Origin of the sequence: Maribacter algae, assembly GCF_047345745.1 — a bacterium.
Classification (GTDB): domain Bacteria; phylum Bacteroidota; class Bacteroidia; order Flavobacteriales; family Flavobacteriaceae; genus Maribacter.
The window spans coordinates 943,756-961,825 of the sequence record NZ_JBLFES010000001.1; the positions used below are offsets into that span (position 1 = coordinate 943,756).

The window sequence follows — 18,070 nt, forward strand, 5'->3', positions numbered from 1 at the left end:
ACTTAAAACAATAATGAAGAACTAAATAACAAGTTTAGCCCTGTTTACAGGTTCTTGGAGAATATTTGAATACAGCGATCAATTCCTTTTTAAAGCTAAAAATTCAGCTTCGCCCATCTTTATAGGATAAAAGGACCTTTTCGAAAGTTTATTTGCATCATCAAAATAATATAATCTAAAAATAAAATTATCATGAAATCAAATTTTATCAAAGCATTAGCAATTACTGCTTTACTAGCTTCCTGTTCGGAAGACGATGTGGTTGTGGAAAATCCAAATCCACCAATAGATACTCCAGGTGAGGTGTCTGTAGTTTTAAATGAGGTGGAATACCTTGGAAATCGAGTAGAAATCTTTAATAATGGCGAAGAAGCTGTTGATCTGGATGGTTACTTTTTATGTCTTGCCCCAGGAACCTATAGACAAATAGGTGCTTTGGAAACAGTAGGAAATGTAAACCTTCAACCGGGAGAATATCTAAGTGTGTCCTATGAGATGCCGAATGCCGAAGGCGGATTAGGTTTATACCGTAATAATGCCGGATTTGGTGATGCGGCCAATATTGCAGACTTCGTACAATGGGGAGCTGCCGGTGCAGTAAGGGAAAATGTTGCAGTTGATGCAGGAATTTGGACCGCTGGGGAATTTGTTCCTGTTATGGGAGATGAAAACAACAGTATTATTTTTGATGGTGAAGGTACAGGAGCTTCAAACTGGGCCGAAACTACAACGGTAACTATAGGAGCCGAAAATGTATTGACCATGCCTGCCGAATTGAGGGCATCTATTGTATTGAACGAAGTTCAATACGGAAACCTTGACCAAGTGGAAATCTATAACAACGGAGACGTAACGGTAGATTTAAGTTCGTATTGGCTATGTCTAGGACCTGGACAATATGCCCAAATTGGCAGCATAGTTCCTGTGAGTGGCTCTGTTGAATTGCCAGCAGGTGAATTTTTAGTACTTCCTTTCAATATGTCAGATTCCGAAGGTCTTGGTCTATATTCCACGAATACCTTCGCCAGTGCCGATGCTATAGTTGATTTCGTCCAATGGGGCGAGGCCGGCAGTGCGCGTGAAAACGTTGCCGCAGAAGCAGGTATCTGGACTGCTGGTGAATTTGTTCCCGTTGTTGGACAGTCTGCAAGTATTGAGTATGATGGAGAAGGCGATGCTGCTTCGGATTGGGCAGAAGAAGCTATCCCATCTTTAGGAGAAGCTAACGATGCGGTAGCTAGAACAACCACGTTTAATATAACGATTACCAACGCAGCTGAGATTTTTAACGTACACACTTTTTCTGAGCGTATCAGAAATTCAGTAAATGAAGGAGCTGGCCCTTTGACGCAAAATGGAGATCAATATAAAATAAGCTTTAAGGCTGTTCCCGGTACTAAATTTACCCCAATAACGATGATGGGTAATAGCAATGACTGGTTCTTGGCACCAGAAGATTTGGCTGGTATTCCTTTATGGGATGAAAATGGTGCACCTTTAAATGGTGTTGATATCGCTAATGAACTTGTTCTTTATGATTTAGGTACTGAAGCGGATAACATTCCTGCTGCATTCCCACCTGCAGGTGCAAACGTTGGTGATGCAGATCCAAACACTACTATCCGTTTAGTTGATAGAGCAGGTAGAAGAGGAGATACATACATGACTGCTGTATTGGATTATGCAGAAGGTGTAAACGAGGCAGGTACGTTTACGTTCACTATAACAACCTTAATGGCTCCAAACCCAGCGCAACCGGCAAGTTCTGAAAATGGTTTTGTAGTTACACCGGGGATAGTAGCATTACATGCCAACAACGCTCCATTGTTTGATTTAGGTGAAGAAGATAGGGGAGAAGGTCTTGAAGCTATTGCCGAAGACGGTATGCCAGGAGAATTATTCTCTTTTTACAGAGAAGAAGGAGATAGTGGATTCTTGCGTCTAACGTCTACGCGTACAGTGTTCTCCCCAGGTGTAGTATATGCTTTTAACGGAGAAAGAGATCCATTTGTATTACAAGGAGAAGTGAACAATCCCGCCAATGGTCTTGAAGAAATTGCTGAGGACGGTAACAATGCCGTAGCATTAGAATACTTACAAAGTATTGGTATTCCAGTTGCTGCAAGTGATCAAACTTCTAATGTTGGTCCAGGGGAAAGCTTAACGTTTAGCTTAACGGTACCGGAAGGCCAAGGGTTTAAATTTGGTTTTGCAACTATGTTCGTTGATACTAACGACTGGTTTATTGCGTATAACAATGCAGGATATCCATTATGGGATGAAAATGGTACACCGGCATCAGGTTTCGGTGCAAGTGAAAAATCCTATTTATTCGATTCTGGTACAGAAATAGATCAGCTTACAGGATTTGGTGAAAATCAAGCTCCAAGACAAGGTGCGCGTGATACAGGTGCCGAAGACCCCAATAATATCGTCAGAAGAGTAGGTCCAAGTAATGGAACTTTTCTAACGGATGCACAATTTGGAAAAGGCGCATATGATAACCCTGCCGGTGTTATTTATGTTGGTGATCCAAGAGGTGGTTATAACGCTGTTAAAGTTGAGATCCAACCACAATAAAAGTAGTTCTCTATATAGTGTGTTTTTTGGTTCGAAAGCCGGGAAGATAATATCTTCCCGGTTTTTTTTGTGATATAAGTTGATTGACTATCTTATGAATAAATGCTTACTTGATTCACTATCGTGAACAAAAAAATAGAATATTCAACTACTGAGTGATTTTCTGAGAAAAAACCTTGGATAAACTTGCCTGACTTAAGGGTTTGTCAAAATAACCTGAAACTTCAGGATGCTCCTTTGCAATAGCTCTATCTTTCGCATTGGTGAATGCGGACAGGATAAATATGTTCGGAAAGTTTTTTGCGCTGGTGATATTTTTTAGCTGGTCTATAAATTCCCAACCGTTCATATGGTTCATTACCAAATCCAAAAGGATAATTTTAGGAAAAGCACCAGATGCCTTGCTAAGTTCTTTAGCGGCAGATAATGCTTCTTCCGCACTAGAAAATACATCGGTTTTATAACCACTCCCATATTGTTCTACACAATAACGAATAGCGAATTGAGACACTAAATCGTCATCAATTATCCATATGGTTTTGGTCATAATATTACTTGTTTGGTAATTTAGGTGAAACAAAAATAAATTTTCCCAAGAATTTTGAAGTATTATATCGTCTTACAGTTCAAAAATATCTTTATAACGCTCATAAGTTCAGATGAACAAAAAAATCCGCAAAAAACCAACAAAAGTTTATTACGGATTCAATCTGTACTCGAGATGGGACTTGAACCCATACGGACTAATGTCCATTGGATTTTAAGTCCAACGTGTCATATATTAAAATTATATAATATATCTGAAAATCAATTAGTTATAAATTTTTAATTTGGTTTGATATCGAATAATATCATATAAAATCATTAAATGTTGTACCTATGTTGTACCCGTTACTATCATATTTTATAGGGTTTCAGTTCAAAAAATATTAAATTTGTTGTACCTAAATCAGGTTTTCGATAAAATTAAGCAATTTATAATGGCATCAAACACAAAAATCACACTTCGTAAAAAGGCTAATAAAGAGGGTCTTTTTCCACTAGCTATTCGAATTACGAAGAATAGACGTTCCAATTATATGTATATAGGACATTATATAGATAGTAAACATTGGGATGAAAAAAAGAAGGTAGTGCGCAAATCACATCCGGATTCTGATTTGTTAAATACGCTCTTGCTTTCTAAATTATCAGAGGCAAACAGAACGCTCTTAGAACTACAAGTCGAAAACCAAGATATATCATCAAACCAAATTAAAAAGGAAATCACCTCCACATTGGAATTCACCAGTTTTTCGGAGGTGGCAGATGCCTACCTTAAAGAACTTGAAAACAAAAACAAACTCACTAGACTATATACAGATAGGGTCAGGGTCAATCATGTATTGAAATTTCATAAATCAAAACAGTTGATGTTTCAGGAAATAGATGAGGGCTTTTTAACACGCTTTCAGTCCTATTTAAGTAATAAACAGAATTTATCCGAAAGATCCATTGTAAATAATTTGGTCGTTATTCGTACGCTTTATAATCGAGCAATTAAGCTAGGAATCGTTGATCAAAAGAACTATCCTTTCGGTGCCGATAAAATACGTGTCAAATTCCCCGAAACTGAAAAAGTAGGGTTGACAATCACGGAAATACAAAAAATCGAAAATCTAGAAAATCTGTCCAAAGCTCAGAATCATGCCAGAAATGTTTGGCTGTTTAGTTTTTATTTGGCTGGTATAAGGGTAGGAGATGTTCTAAAAATCCGTTGGAGCGATATTTATGATATGCGAATCCATTACCGTATGAATAAGAACGCAAAATTGGTTTCTTTAAAATTACCGGATAAACTTAATCCAATAATAGAATTTTACAGGCCAGATATGAAGCACACCGATGATTTTGTTTTTCCAGAACTTAAGAAGGCGGATTTAAAAAATGACAAAGATATTTATGTCAAAACCAATACTGCAACAAAAAAATTCAATAAGTATCTCCGAGAGATAGGTGTAAAGGCAGGCATAAATAAAAAAGTCACCATGCATATTGCTCGTCATAGCTTTGGAAACATTGCAGGTGACCGGATTCCAATTCAGATGCTTCAGAAATTATACCGCCATTCTTCGATTACCACAACAATGCAATATCAATCAAATTTCATCAGCAAAGAGACGGATAAGGCTTTGGATAAGGTGGTCAACTTTTAAATTTAAAAGCCCACCCCCAAATCTTACCATAACTTGACCGCGCCGGTACCTGTTTCGATTTTATAGTGTCCAAATAGGTAAGCGTAAATTAAAATCGAAATAGGGCGCATCTACTTACCTTTCTTGTATTAGTTAGAATCTACTTCAGATAATCCTAAGGATTCAAGTAAATCATTGGATTTTCTTCAAAACTACACTTCTTCCATAGTTAAAATTAAAGTACTTCCTGTTCCTGTACTGCCTAACAGTTAATTTGAAGTCGGTTGGCAATTCAAGATGTGTCATTGTCATGACAATCTTGCTTTTTCTCCCGATGGTCGCAAAAGAAGAAAAAGTAAAAAGGTGAAGCGAGAGTTCATACAGTTCCGTTGCAGCATCTATGAAAAGAAGATGCTCAGGTTAAAGGCCAAAAAGGCAGGGCTCTCCCTATCCGAATATTGTAGGAGTGCGGCTTTTGAAAACAACATCGTAGAAAGGCTCACTTCGGAACAATTGGCACATTATGCGATGCTGGTCAAGTACAAGAACAACTTTACAAGGATCGGCAATATGTTCAAAAAGAAGAATCCCAAATTGGCAAAGGAAGTGGAGCAGCTAGCCAATGAGATACGAATGCATCTCTACAATTTCAAAAAATGATAGGAAAGGGAAAATCAATATCGCATACCGGAGCATCCATGGGCTATGGATGGAACCAAGAGAAAAATACAGAGGTGGTCTACAAGCAACATCTGGCAGGGGATAACCCAAGGGAGATCACAGAGGAGTTCAAGATAATCCAAGAACAGAACTTAAGGACCAAGAACAACACCCTGAGTTTTGTATTAAGTCCGACTATGGAAGACGGAACAAACCTATCAAGCGAGCAGCTCCAAGAACTTACCCAAAGATTCATTGCCGAAATGAAGCTCACCGAGCATCAGGGAATCGGTTTTGTGCATAGGGACAAACAACACGTTCATGTTCATGTTTACGTCAACAGGATAGGTTTTGATGGGACGGCCTATAAGGACAGTTTCATCGGAAAGAGAAGCCAATATGCCGCCGAGGTGGTTGCCAAGGAAATGGGACTTACCACGGCAAGGGAAGTGCAGCAGGAAAAACTCAATGAACTAAAAAGGATACGCAAAGAAATCAAACAGACCCACGAAAAAATAATGACGGAAAAGAGACCCAAGGATTTCGACCAGTATATCAAATACATGCGACAAAACGGGATAAAGGTCATACCCAGTATCAATAGGCAAAACCAGTTACAGGGGTTTCGATTCGAGTATAAAGGGCATAATCTAAAAGGAAGTGAAGTACACCGTTCGATGTCGGGAAGCAAATTGGCCATTCAGATTGGCGACAATTCTAAAATGGGCATCCAACTTAAAAAAGGGAACACAATCAAGCTATTAGGAAAAACAACAGGGCTCAACACAAATATAGCAATCAGTATTGCAAAGAGGGTCTTGAAAAGAGTTGTTAAAAGAACGCTGGACCGGGGCATAGGAATATAAACTTAAAGAACAGAACCATGAAAAAGATGGAAGAGATGATGGAACTCATGACCGAGGAAATAGATGGTTTCAATAAATCAATCAAAAAATTGGAAGGTCTATCCGAGAAATTAGAGGACCTGAAAATAAAGGTGGACACTTCGAATATCGAATTTCATATAAAACAGTTTGCAAAAGAACAGAAGCAAACCAACAAAAGGGACAAAGAGAAAACAACGGAAATACATCAGGCAATTAAATTGGCAAGAATAACTCCCAATTGGTTGGCAATACTTTTATGTTTAATGGTATCGATACAAACCCTTTCCCTAAGCTATTACGCCTACCACTTTATTCGATTCGAGGATAAGCGAATGGAAGCGTTCCACGAAGGCAGAGTAGTGGGCTTAAGAAGTGTTAGAGGATATTTCGAAGACCATGCAATCATCTATGAGGACTTTAAAAAATGGACTAGAAAGAAAGATAGTATTTCAAATCAACAATAGGTGGTGCGCCCTATCCTGTTTTTGCTTAACGATTATCTACCGGAACACTACAAAAACAGGACAGGAACCATGCGCAAAGTTCTAGGTAAGAATTTGGGACACAATCGTTGCTAAAAATTACCTTGAGATTGAAAAACGAGCTCTTACTATCCTAAACATCAAAAAAAATCAAGAGAAGAAAGGCATTTTTATAGTGACGGATTTCAATCATGGTTTGAAGAAATTCGATAGAATCTTTCAACCCGAAATCTTAAATATATAAAATCGATATTTTCATTCTGAAATAATAGAACCCTGAATCATACCCGTTTTGGACTTTCTTGCTTTTTTCAAATTCGCTGGATCTGCACCTTAGCTATTTAATATTGATTAGAAACATATTGAGATCGAGCTTTCGCATCAATGCGCATTCCCCTATCTAAACAGTATTTTTTTAATTTCTTCAAATCCACTACAAAATCGTTCACTATCAAACCTTGAGAGGTTAAACCTTGTTTTGCTTTTAAATATGATTTGTGCCACTCCTTCCAAGTATCATGCATGCTCTCTTGGTCGTCAATTAGCTCTAGAAATTTTCTCCAATCTTTTTTTCGATAATAGGCTAAGTTTACCTCCATGGCAGTCTTTTTTTCAGACGTGTGTTACAACGCCGCGCTATGTGCAGTCCGGCTAATTTTAAGGAAATATAGCGAAATCCTGTAAAACCATAACGAGAGAAAGGTTCCTCCGCTTAGTCTTTCGTTATGGTTCCCGGCCAGGCCTGCTTGGCAGGCCGTGAAGCCTTGGGATTTTGCGGTATTGGGATTAAAATTAGCCGAACCGGATTGCATATAGCGATTGATATGTCGAGTAATGGAGCCGTTGCGGCGATATTGGCAAAAGGGACCCTTGTCCTACGGATTTTGGCGATCCGGCATAGCGCGGCGATGATGTCGACCCGCTTTTGGTGCGGTAGCTGCGTTAGCAGTGCAACAAAAGTACGCCGCAGGCGTATTCGACATCATCGGTTTAGCTATGAACAGTACGGGAGCAAACTAGCGTTTGCTTTCCGCCACGCACATAGCGCAATCTTTTGGTTTTGTTTTATTTTTTTCTTGTTCAGAGCAAAATCCAAAAGATTTTGCGGACTTCATAAAAATACACATACCTTTGGATAAGCCCCAAACCCGTATTGTTTATAGGTTTTGTTGTGCGTTCGTTTTTTTGAACGTTGCTAGTCCTTCATGTATTTCTCTAAATACCCACTTTTTTTAAGGAACGCCATCGGGTATTTTATGTTTAAAATATCATTTATGGCTTGTTTTTTGTCTGTTTGTTTTTTGAAGTACGCCTCGGTAATTTTATACCCAATCCAATATCCTAAATCGTTTGGTCGATTGTCTTTTCCGCTCGTTTCGTAAAGCCAATCTTTATAGTTTTTTTTCTTCATTACTTTAACGAACTCTTTGCAAAGTTCTTCTTTATTCTCGTTGCCATAATTAAATGGAATCAAATTAATATGTTTGCCCGAAATCATTTCTCCGATAAAATCGGCACTCCCTTCCAAAATTGATTGTTTTAGAAGGTTGTCTTTGCCCTCGATCCTTTGTTGATAGTGAATCAGTTCGTGGGAAACTAATCCAGTCAAACCGTTAAGATTTTCTAATTTTTCCGAACCTATTAAGAGTCCTTTGTCGGTTATTGTACCCCCTGATGTAAACATTCCGACAACAAAATAAACTGGCGGGAATTTTGCAGCCGGATACCAGTCTTTCATTTCCGAATAAGCATTTTTAATCTCGATTTCTTTTCCGCTCAAACTATCTAAAATGTTTCTTGATTTCAAATAATCTTCTTTTCTTTCCTGAACAGTTTGAAACAGGGTTTTTGGGTCAAAATAACCAACTAACGGACTAAAACCTTCTGACGCATTTTTTAAATAGTCCTCAAATGGGTTTTCAGATGAATTGTCCATTTCGTCGAATGCTTTCCAAAATCTTTCATAGTCTTCTGTGATAAATTTGGCATCTAATGGATTTTCCGTGAAGCTTTCTTGCGAGAAAACTAAGTTAGCTGCGAACAACGCTAAAACTAATAACATTACATTTCTCATAATCTAAAAACTTTATTTAGATATAAAGAAAATGTCTTTTCTATATTAAATCGAATTATATGACTGTTCTGTATGTCCAAAATCACGTTTTTGGACAAATTCAAACATTTAAAAAATCTGAAGGATTTTTCCCTGTGGTTGTTTTGAAGATTTGATTGAAGGAGGATTTTGAACTGAAGCCCGATTCAAGGGCAATACCCAGAAGGGTTTTGTTCTTTTCGTTTGGATCATTGATTCGTTTCAAAGCCTCTTGCACTCTAAACGAGTTAACATAGGAACTAAAATTAGTACCATGATAGGAATTGATAAGGCCAGAAACATATCGCTGTGGCAAGTTTAATGTAAACGCTACTTCGGACAAAGACAGTTTTTGTTGTAGATAGACTTGCTCTACTTCAAAAAGAAACTTTAACCTAGCCAGCTCACTTTGGTCATTAAATTGTGAAAATTGTTCTTTGATTATCTCTGTTTTTAAAACCTTTGGTATGTTAAAAAATGAAGGCTGAAATAATCCGATATATCCAAGAACAAATATGAAAAGCAACAATATTATTTCAATAAATTGGAAGACTTGAAGCTCCCAAACGGTTTGCAATAACCAAAATGTGGTTAATATTGAAAAAAACACGAATATTACTAGAAGTTTTGAAACTTGGTTGAAATTGGATTTGATGGCCTGTATTCTCCTCAATCTTAAATTAAGACTCCTTAGTTCTTTTCCGAATAGGATTAAGACTAAAACCATTGTAATTACGGGTATTATCTCTGTATAACTATACCATAATTGATTTGTCTGGAGTTCGAGATTAGTATGTGAAACCCTATTGCTAAAAAACAAAAATAACTCAACTATTATCTCTACAATGGCGGGTAGAAAAAGAAGGAAATGCTTTGTACTGGATTGGAAAGTTGGTTGTGTATTCTCTTTAAGGAATAGCCATAAGGCGGCTGGTATTATTAAATATGACCCAAATACCCAAAATGGAAAGGAATTCGTAGAGCTGTGATATTCAACCCTCATTCCCCAAATATTTAAAACTTCAATTGTAATTACCGCCGTAATCAGTCCTAAATAAAAAGTCGAATATTTTTTTTTGAATACTGCAGATAACAAACCAAGACTCAATAAGATTCCTTGGCCCGAAACTAAAAGCAGTATGATTTGTTCAAAGGTTTTCACTTTTAGTTTTTTATCTTTTCTCAGTTATTTTTTTAAATGACGCACAACGGTTAGTATAAGAAAAGTAGGGCTGTTGTTAAGCGATGTTCTTTCGGTTTAGCCATAAGCCAAATCTTTTGCATTTTGTTTTTACTTTATTTTCCTAAAAGCCAAATCAAAAGATTTGGCGACTTTGCAAATAAGCCCAAACCCTTTGTTTAAGCTTTATTTGCTCTATTTTTTTATACATTGTTAGCACCTCGCCATTATTTCTATTCTTGTCCAATTAATTTTGTTCTTTGTTGCTTTGCATTTGATAATATATAATTTTTAATGTCATTAATATTTTGTTCTGATAACCTATCATTAAACTTAGGCATTCCTTTTTCAATAAAAATTCCATCTCCAACTATTTGAGTAAAGGATTCGAATATTTCTGGTTTGGAGTAGCTCAAGTTGGGGATAACGCCATCTCCATGACAAAATCCGCAATATCTACCAAATAAACGCTGCCCATTTTCAATTTGTTCTTGTGTAGCATCAAAATCGAGATTGATGAGTTCTCTTGGTTCCTTAGCTGGAAAAGTTGGAGGGGCTTTTTTACCACCAATTGCAAATGTATAGATACCTCCAGGGTTTATTTGATCTACGTATTTAACCCAAGTCGCCAAGCCACCTCCCCACCCAGCTACTAGGGTAACATATTGAGTGCCATCAACCATATACGTAATAGGAGGAGCGACTATTCCGGTTTGTAATGGGAAATCCCACAATTTATCACCAGTCATAGCATCATAGATTTTGAAATCACCCTTGCCTGTTCCTTGAAACACTAAGTCTTTAGTTGTAAGTACTCCGGCATTCCAAGAAGATTGATGAGTTACACTCCAAATTTCACGCTGTTTGACTGGATCCCATGCAATCAATTTGCCAACGGTTTCCGGGATTAAAGAATCTTGAACTACTGGGCTATTCGCATCGTATCCGGTGCCTGTATTCCATGATTTTCCATCATCTATAAATTCGAATTTTTTATTTTGCCCATAGAAATTAGAACCTTCTCTGGCAGGGATATAAACCAAACCTGTAGATTTATTAAATGCCATAGGATGCCAATTATGAGCACCAATTGGATGAGGAGCAATGTATGCATTAACATCTTTATATCTGGCAAAGGAGCTCTCAATGGGGCGTCCTGTTTCGTAATCAATCTTCTTAGCCCAATTGGTATAAACAAATGGTTCGCCCGATATGAAATCTCCGTTTGTTCTGTCAATGACATAGAAGAAGCCATTTTTTGGTGCTTGCATCAATACCTTTCTCGGTTTGTTTTCAATTTCTAAATCTGCTAAAATTATTGGTTGGGTAGCGGTGTAATCCCAAGATTCGCCCGGTGTAGTCTGATAATACCAGTTCATTTCTCCATTATCTGGATTTAGGGAGACTATTGAAGAAAGGTATAAATTGTCTCCTCCTCCGGGACTTCTGATTTCTCTGTTCCAAGGAGAGCCATTCCCCGTTCCAATATATAATTGATTTAGTTCGGGGTCGAACACAATCGCATCCCAAGCTGTACCTCCTCCTCCAAATTTCCACCATTCTCCTGTCCATGTATTCGCTGCTTTTTTCATCGCATCTGATTCAAAACCATTTTGAGGATTATCAGGAACAGTATAAAATCTCCATTCCTGTTCACCAGTTATTGCATCATAGGCAGTTATATAACCCCTTACCCCATATTCTGCCCCACCATTTCCAATAACTATATTTCCTTTTACAATTCGAGGAGCTCCAGTTATTGTATATCCTTTGTTTTGATTTACGGTTAAAACTTCCCATTCTTTTTTACCGGTAGCGGCATCAATTGCGATTAGCCTGCCGTCAAAAGCACCCAAATACACTTTTCCTTTGTAAAGAGCTACTCCTCTGTTTACTACACCGCAACAGCCTTTTTCACCATATTCTCTTGGAACTTCAGGATCAAAAGTCCAGATTACTTCGCCTTTTCTTACATCAATCGCATAAACCATACTCCACGTTCCTGTCAAATACATAATGCCGTCTACAACTAAGGGTGTCGCTTCCAAGCCTCTTGTAGTTCCCAAGTTTATGCTCCAAACCAATCCTAAACTATCAATTGTAGATTTATTAATTTGGTTAAGCGAACTATATCTGTCTTCTTTATAATTTCCTCCGTGGGTTAGCCATTCATTTTCTATGGTTTCAACGGTTGCTAACTTGTCATCATCGATTCCATTCGTTATGTTTTTTATATGGTCAGGAGATCCAGAATTTGGTATTTTTTTACAATTAATAAAAGCACAAGAAATCAGAATTGTAAGAATGTAAAATTTTGATTTTTTCATCTTTTTTATTTTTTGGTGGGTGCTAACGGTTCGGCTATGATTCCGTTGTGGATAATTCCGCAGGAATTGTCCGCTTTAGGAATCATGCGTTTAAAAGTAATGTTTTTTGTTTAGAAAGAAGTAACAATGGATTATAGCCATTGTTAGCTACAGTTTTTTTATTTTTTCCATTGCTTCTTTCAGTTTCTCTGAGTCAAATCCCTTTACTAAATCGGTAGAAATTAAATTCTTTTTAATTCTGCTTTCCAGTCCGTTTAGAGATTTGTCGTCATCGATAATTATAAAATCCATTACTTTAAATTCCGATAAAAATTTTGACACTTCTTCCTTCCGATTTTTACAATCCGTGTATTCTGGTAAAAATCCAGTTATTGTTTTCTTTATTCCGCGATTTTCGAAAATTTGATTGAATTCAGAAAGAGTTTTCGCAGTTCGTCGAGTCGAACTTAACCAAATATCAAATTCGGCAAGTGTTAGGAGCCGGTTTAAGTTTTCAATACATGATTCATTAAATTCCGAATAACCGTCCGAATGAATTTTATCCGCCTTCCATGATGGGTTTGTAATAAGAACCCCATCTAAATCTAATATCAAAAGCTTGTTATTCTTCAAATTGTAGCTAACGCCGCGCTATGTGCAGTCCGGCGAATTTTAAGGAAATATAGCAAAATCCTGTAAAACCATAACGTGAGAAAGGTTCCTCCGCTTAGTCTCTCGTTATGGTTCCCGGCCGGACCGCGCAGCGGTCTTATGGTCTAGGGATTTTGCGGTATTGGGAATAAAATTTGCCGACCGGATTGCATTTAGTGTCCTGATATGTCGAGTAGTTAAGCCGTAGCGGCGATTATGGCAAGAAGGTCCCTTATCCTAGGGATTGAGCAATCTGACAGAGCGCGGCGATGATGTCGACCCGCTTTTGGTGCGGTAGCTGCGTTAGCGGCGCAACAAAAGTACGCCGCAGGCGTATTCGACATCATCGGTTTGTATAAGATTAGTTGCGTCGTTTAAGCAAGTAATTTAGCAAATACAAACGAAAGAGAAAATCCGCTAGGATTTTCCAAGTAGGCGAGTACTAGCAATTAATTTTATACTTTGTTGGGCATAGTTTTTTTATCAATGATTAAAAATGCTTTTAATAAAATCAATCTGCACCATACTTGATTGGTTAAACAATTCACTTGGATGCTCCAAAAGACCAAAATGTCCTCCCTCTAGAAAAACAATTTTCTTCGGTTGGCTAATTTTATCAAAAACCGTTTTGGCTATAATATCACTTGCTCCTTCCATTTCATCGTTCTTGCCTACAACTAATAATGTTGGAACTTTTATAAAGCTAGCAGCAATGCCTCTGTGATAATTTTTTGGGGAACTCTTAAAGGTAGAAAATGAAACACTATTTTGCCAATTGGTATCAAAACGACCTCCATATTCAATAAACCAACGATATGCCGTAAGTTCTTTGAGTGCGGAACTCATATTTTGTTGATTTGGAGACACTACAGCCATAATACTTGTTTCTTCTTTGTCAAGTTTTTCTAGATGTTCATTTAAAAGTATTTCTTTAATACTTTTCATCATTTCATCTGACTTCTCAAATGGGACTTCCGTATCACCGAAAGCAGGAACTTGACCAATTATTGCGTTCACTCTTTCATCTACAGCACCTACAGTTAACGCTTCGGCACTACTAATACTATCTCCCCAAAGGATTATTTTATTGGTGTCAATCATGCTTAATGTGAAAGCAAAATTTATTGCATCAATATAACCTCTGCATTGCACCCAATAATTGAGTTCTTGTCTAGGAGTTCCTTCACTAATTCCAAAGTTGCGATGGTCATATAATAAGACAGCGAATCCCGCCTTGTAAAATTCTTCCGCATACTTATCTGCTACCATACTATTTATCGTGGCTGAAAGACCATGCGCCATTATTACTAATGGTAGTTTTATATTATTGTTTTTAGGTAAATATAACCTACCTTTTAGGATAGCACCTACAGAAGGAAACTCTATATTTTTATATGTCTTTATTAAATAATTTGAATTTTGGGAGTATGTTTCATAAGTGTTCTTGTCAGTATTTTCGATTGAATTACAGGATGTTAACATCAGAATTGTTAATATAAATTTTAAGATTTTCATATTATTCGCAGTTTATTGTTTTCTTTTTGTAAATGGAATAATCATAGGAACTTCCTTTTGATAGGCTTCATATTTTTCTCCAATAGATTTCCGAAGGTCTTTTTCTTCTAAATACTTTACGGCAATAAAAATGTAAAGTGTAGTTACTACACTGAATAATAAGTGCCCTACAGTCATTGTTGATGTTGCCCAAAACGCAATGAGAAAACCTAGCATAATTGGGTGTCTAACAAGTTTATATAAATAGTTGGTTTGAAATTTAGGGTTAGGGGTTTGTTTGTTCTTTAGATTATCAAATATCTGTGATAGTCCAAAAAGCTCAAAATGATTAATCATAAATGTCGATAGAAGAACAATAAACCAACCGAGAAAAAATACTGCTGTTAAGATACTAGAAAGGATAGTGTTTTCAACTTCCCAAACTTTAGTCGTAATGGGCTGCCATTGCCAGTAAATTAAGATTAATGCTAAACTGGACAGCAAAATATAAGTGCTTCGTTCCATTGCTTGACTAAAATTAGAATTGAACCATTCTTTAAACTTCGGTCTTGCCATAATACTATGTTGCAAAGCAAATATGCTTAATAAAACTAGATTGATTATAATGGCGTTAAATAATGAAGGTTCTATCCCAGAATCTATTGTTTTCGGAACATAAATATTTCCCACGAATCCGATTGCATAAAGGAATGCAACAAGAAAAATAATATATGCAACTGCTCCGTAAATTAAAATGGCTACTTTTTTCATTTCTTTTAGTTTTTATTATAGACCAAAATTCAACTAAAAAAAATGTTCTTAACTTGCTTAAAAATCCAAAAAGCATGCTCTAACGTCCAAATCCTTTTCGAAAGTATTAATTGTTTTTAATTTTGGACTTGAATTGATGTGGAGGTAATTTAAATTTTTCTTTAAATGATTTTATAAAATGAGAGTTATTTATAAACCCACTCTCATAACATACTTGGCTTACGTTTAAATCATTTTCAATTAAAAGCTTTTTTGCATATTCCAGACGTTTAATCTTTATCCATTTATAGGGTGTAATATTAAAGTGGCTATTAAAATCTCTTTTAAATACAGATAAACTTCTTCCACACAGTTTTGCAAATTCTTCAAGTTTTAGATTGTACTGAAAATTATCGAGCATTATTTTTTCAATATCAGTTTTAGTGTAAGTTGTTTTTGTGTAGCAATTTTTTTGGGTTTCTCTAATGGTTCTTTTTCCGGTAATAAACATCTCAATCTCTTGAATAACAGAAAATGAGTCACCCACCCAAAAGCAATGGTCAATTCCAGATAGCTCAACCAATTTTGAATTCGGAATTCGGAATGTAATATACTTTGCTTCTTCTACATTTACATCAATATCATTTTTTCTATGAAGGATAAGTGTAGGTACGTTTATCTTATTTAAAATTTCAGTAATATCCGATTCAGTATTCATTTTAGCGAGAGCTAATGCAGCTCTAGGACTAGCTGCAGAGCGTAAATAACTTGCAAACCAATTATAATAATAAGTATCATTTTCCATTGAAGGCATAATGTATTCTAAGCCCATCTTTTGTCCATTTCCCCATTCTTTTTCAATGGTGTCATAGAAAACTTGACGCTCCTTTGGTTTAGGAGCCCAAGGATAATCTTTAGAATATTTTCTTTTTGCAAAAGCTCCAAATGTTATTAGAGAAATTGTACGCTCTGGGTACGTAGCAGCAAAAAGACTGGCGATTGTTCCTCCTTCAGAATGGCCAAAAAATATGGCTTTTTTACTTCCAGACACACGCATTACGCTTAAAATATCCTCCATTCTTTCATTAAGGGTACATAGTGGGTTTACTCTATCTGAAAGTCCAGTACCTCTTTTATCAAACAAAATAAGTCTCGAAAATTTTGAAAGATGAGTTAAGAAATTAGATAGTTTAGAATCTATCCACATCATATCGATATTAGAAACCCAACCAGGGACAAAAACAAGGTCAACAGGACCTTGCCCTATTACTTGATATGCAATATTAATGTTGTTGTTTTTTGCATATTTTGTTGTTGGTTTCATTTAAAGTGATATCTATATTGATTTTCCAGTTTTCAATTCTCAATAGTTTACTTTTATTGGCTTTTTCGAAATTATGCCCAACGCCGCGCTATGTGCAGTCCGGCTAATTTTAAGGAAATATAGCGAAATCCTGTAAAACCATAACGAGAGAAAGGTTCCTCCGCTTAGTCTTTCGTTATGGTTCCCGGCCAGGCCTGCTTGGCAGGCCGTGAAGCCTTGGGATTTTGCGGTATTGGGATTAAAATTAGCCGAACCGGATTGCATATAGCGATTGATATGTCGAGTAATGGAGCCGTTGCGGCGATATTGGCAAAAGGGACCCTTGTCCTACGGATTTTGGCGATCCGGCATAGCGCGGCGATGATGTCGACCCGCTTTTGGTGCGGTAGCTGCGTTAGCAGTGCAACAAAAGTACGCCGCAGGCGTATTCGACATCATCGGCTTCGGCTATGATTAGTTGCGGTTTCGATGGGTTTTATTTTTCAGTTTTCTCGGGTTTCTATACGTGACAGGAGGTTTTATTTTATTGAAAATTAAGCAATTAACTATAGCCATTGTTGTGGTGCGTTTTTTCCTCCAAAATGTTTCAATATTCTACTCAATCCTTGATTTGTTTGGTATACTTTGAATCATTTTATTATAATATCTGAGTTTGATCGGTATTATTGACTTTTCATTTTTCAAGGTTTTAGTTTTTAAGTTCCTTTAAAGCATTTTCATATTGGTAGTTCAAGTATTTTTCTTGTCCGACCAATTCATTGAACAAAGTTCTTAATACAATCACACTTTCATCCAAAGATTCCTTTCTATGGATTTCCCTTGAACTTAAGAAGGCTATTATTCTTTCAACCGTTTTGTTTACAGTGTTCTGTTGGTCATAAATTTCGTATAAAATCTTGGATTCCTGCAGCGGTATTCTATTCGTTATTTTATCTGCCTTAGCTACTGTCCAAACAATGTTGTTCAATCTATCTTGAAGTATTCCGTTCGGCGCAACATTACTGATATCAAAACTTTTATCTGAAAAGAATGTTGTCTCCAGTGAATCTTGGACATAGGCTTGATTGATTCTCTTTTTGACTTGCTCGTGATAAGGTATGTAAGTTTCAAGAAATTTTTGATTCTCGGATATTTCTTCTCTGATGTTTTTTATGATTACTTGTGTCTGTTTGTTTTCATTGTAGTCATTTCTCCATTCGCTAATGAACAGGGCCAATAGGACGCTAAAAACAATCAAGGCCGATTCCGATAAGAGTTTACCGATTCTTGTTCTGTTTTTTCTTTTTCGGCTTTCCTTGGTCATGTTTAAGAATTGAAAATAGTCGAATTAAATGCACCACAACGGCTGGGCTATGATTAGTGCGGCGCAGAAATCCGACGGATTTCCAGCTACGCGCTAAGCAAAAGCTTTTGGTTTTGTTTTTTCTTTTTTTGTTCCAAAGCAAAATCCCAAAGATTTTGCGACCTCATAAATATACACAGACCTTGGC

At 36.7% G+C, this 18,070-nt stretch carries 15 protein-coding genes; 5 read left to right on the top strand and 10 right to left on the bottom strand.

Going from position 1 to position 18,070, the window contains the following annotated elements; translation table 11 throughout:
* The first annotated feature begins 192 nt into the window (after positions 1–192).
* Positions 193–2,580: a spondin domain-containing protein gene (locus tag ACKWBX_RS04065; protein WP_413967375.1), complete on the top strand. Its 2,388-nt coding sequence runs from the start codon at positions 193–195 to the stop codon at positions 2,578–2,580.
* Between the two features lie 148 nt (positions 2,581–2,728).
* Here ACKWBX_RS04065 and ACKWBX_RS04070 read toward each other — a convergent pair whose 3' ends face one another.
* Positions 2,729–3,127 carry a response regulator gene (locus ACKWBX_RS04070; RefSeq protein WP_413967376.1) on the bottom strand — a complete coding sequence of 133 codons (399 nt, stop codon included), beginning with the start codon at positions 3,125–3,127 and terminating at the stop codon, positions 2,729–2,731.
* 433 nt (positions 3,128–3,560) lie between these two features.
* Between ACKWBX_RS04070 and ACKWBX_RS04075 the strand changes: the two genes are divergently transcribed.
* The 4 genes from ACKWBX_RS04075 (at position 3,561) to ACKWBX_RS04090 (ending at position 6,765) form a co-directional block, all read left to right on the top strand.
* Positions 3,561–4,775, top strand: a complete 1,215-nt coding sequence (locus tag ACKWBX_RS04075; protein WP_413967377.1) for a phage integrase SAM-like domain-containing protein — start codon at positions 3,561–3,563, stop codon at positions 4,773–4,775.
* Between the two features lie 342 nt (positions 4,776–5,117).
* A complete protein-coding gene (mbpA, locus tag ACKWBX_RS04080) occupies positions 5,118–5,414 on the top strand; it encodes a mobilization protein MbpA (RefSeq protein WP_413967378.1) in 297 nt (98 codons plus the stop codon).
* The gene (locus tag ACKWBX_RS04085) at positions 5,411–6,280 is read left to right on the top strand and encodes a relaxase/mobilization nuclease domain-containing protein (RefSeq protein ID WP_413967379.1); all 870 of its coding nucleotides are present in this window, start codon (positions 5,411–5,413) and stop codon (positions 6,278–6,280) included. The genes mbpA and ACKWBX_RS04085 overlap by 4 nt, the downstream gene beginning before the upstream one ends.
* A 17-nt stretch (positions 6,281–6,297) precedes the next feature.
* Entirely contained in the window at positions 6,298–6,765 is a 468-nt protein-coding gene (locus ACKWBX_RS04090; protein WP_413967380.1) for a DUF6730 family protein, read from the top strand.
* Between the two features lie 359 nt (positions 6,766–7,124).
* Here the strand turns inward: ACKWBX_RS04090 and ACKWBX_RS04095 are convergent, their stop codons facing one another.
* The 9 genes from ACKWBX_RS04095 to ACKWBX_RS04135 all read right to left on the bottom strand — a co-directional run bounded on the left by ACKWBX_RS04095 (position 7,125) and on the right by ACKWBX_RS04135 (position 17,883).
* Positions 7,125–7,382, bottom strand: a complete 258-nt coding sequence (locus tag ACKWBX_RS04095; RefSeq protein WP_413967381.1) for a hypothetical protein — start codon at positions 7,380–7,382, stop codon at positions 7,125–7,127.
* A 596-nt stretch (positions 7,383–7,978) separates the two neighbouring features.
* Positions 7,979–8,857 carry a DUF2268 domain-containing putative Zn-dependent protease gene (locus ACKWBX_RS04100; RefSeq protein WP_413967382.1) on the bottom strand — a complete coding sequence of 293 codons (879 nt, stop codon included), beginning with the start codon at positions 8,855–8,857 and terminating at the stop codon, positions 7,979–7,981.
* A 100-nt stretch (positions 8,858–8,957) separates the two neighbouring features.
* Positions 8,958–10,037: a helix-turn-helix domain-containing protein gene (locus ACKWBX_RS04105; protein WP_413967383.1), complete on the bottom strand. Its 1,080-nt coding sequence runs from the start codon at positions 10,035–10,037 to the stop codon at positions 8,958–8,960.
* Between the two features lie 251 nt (positions 10,038–10,288).
* Positions 10,289–12,382, bottom strand: coding sequence for a PQQ-dependent dehydrogenase, methanol/ethanol family (locus ACKWBX_RS04110; RefSeq protein WP_413967384.1), 2,094 nt, complete (start codon positions 12,380–12,382; stop codon positions 10,289–10,291).
* A 147-nt stretch (positions 12,383–12,529) separates the two neighbouring features.
* Positions 12,530–12,976, bottom strand: a complete 447-nt coding sequence (locus ACKWBX_RS04115; protein WP_413967385.1) for an HAD domain-containing protein — start codon at positions 12,974–12,976, stop codon at positions 12,530–12,532.
* A gap of 519 nt (positions 12,977–13,495) precedes the next feature.
* Positions 13,496–14,527 (bottom strand): alpha/beta hydrolase, encoded by a 1,032-nt coding sequence (locus ACKWBX_RS04120; protein ID WP_413967386.1) that lies wholly within the window; start codon positions 14,525–14,527, stop codon positions 13,496–13,498.
* Between the two features lie 12 nt (positions 14,528–14,539).
* Positions 14,540–15,277 carry a methanethiol S-methyltransferase gene (mddA, locus tag ACKWBX_RS04125; protein WP_413967387.1) on the bottom strand — a complete coding sequence of 246 codons (738 nt, stop codon included), beginning with the start codon at positions 15,275–15,277 and terminating at the stop codon, positions 14,540–14,542.
* Between the two features lie 106 nt (positions 15,278–15,383).
* Complete coding sequence (locus ACKWBX_RS04130; RefSeq protein WP_413967388.1) at positions 15,384–16,580, bottom strand: alpha/beta fold hydrolase; 1,197 nt, start codon at positions 16,578–16,580, stop codon at positions 15,384–15,386.
* Between the two features lie 688 nt (positions 16,581–17,268).
* A complete protein-coding gene (locus ACKWBX_RS04135) occupies positions 17,269–17,883 on the bottom strand; it encodes a hypothetical protein (protein ID WP_413967389.1) in 615 nt (204 codons plus the stop codon).
* Between the last annotated feature and the right edge of the window lie 187 nt (positions 17,884–18,070).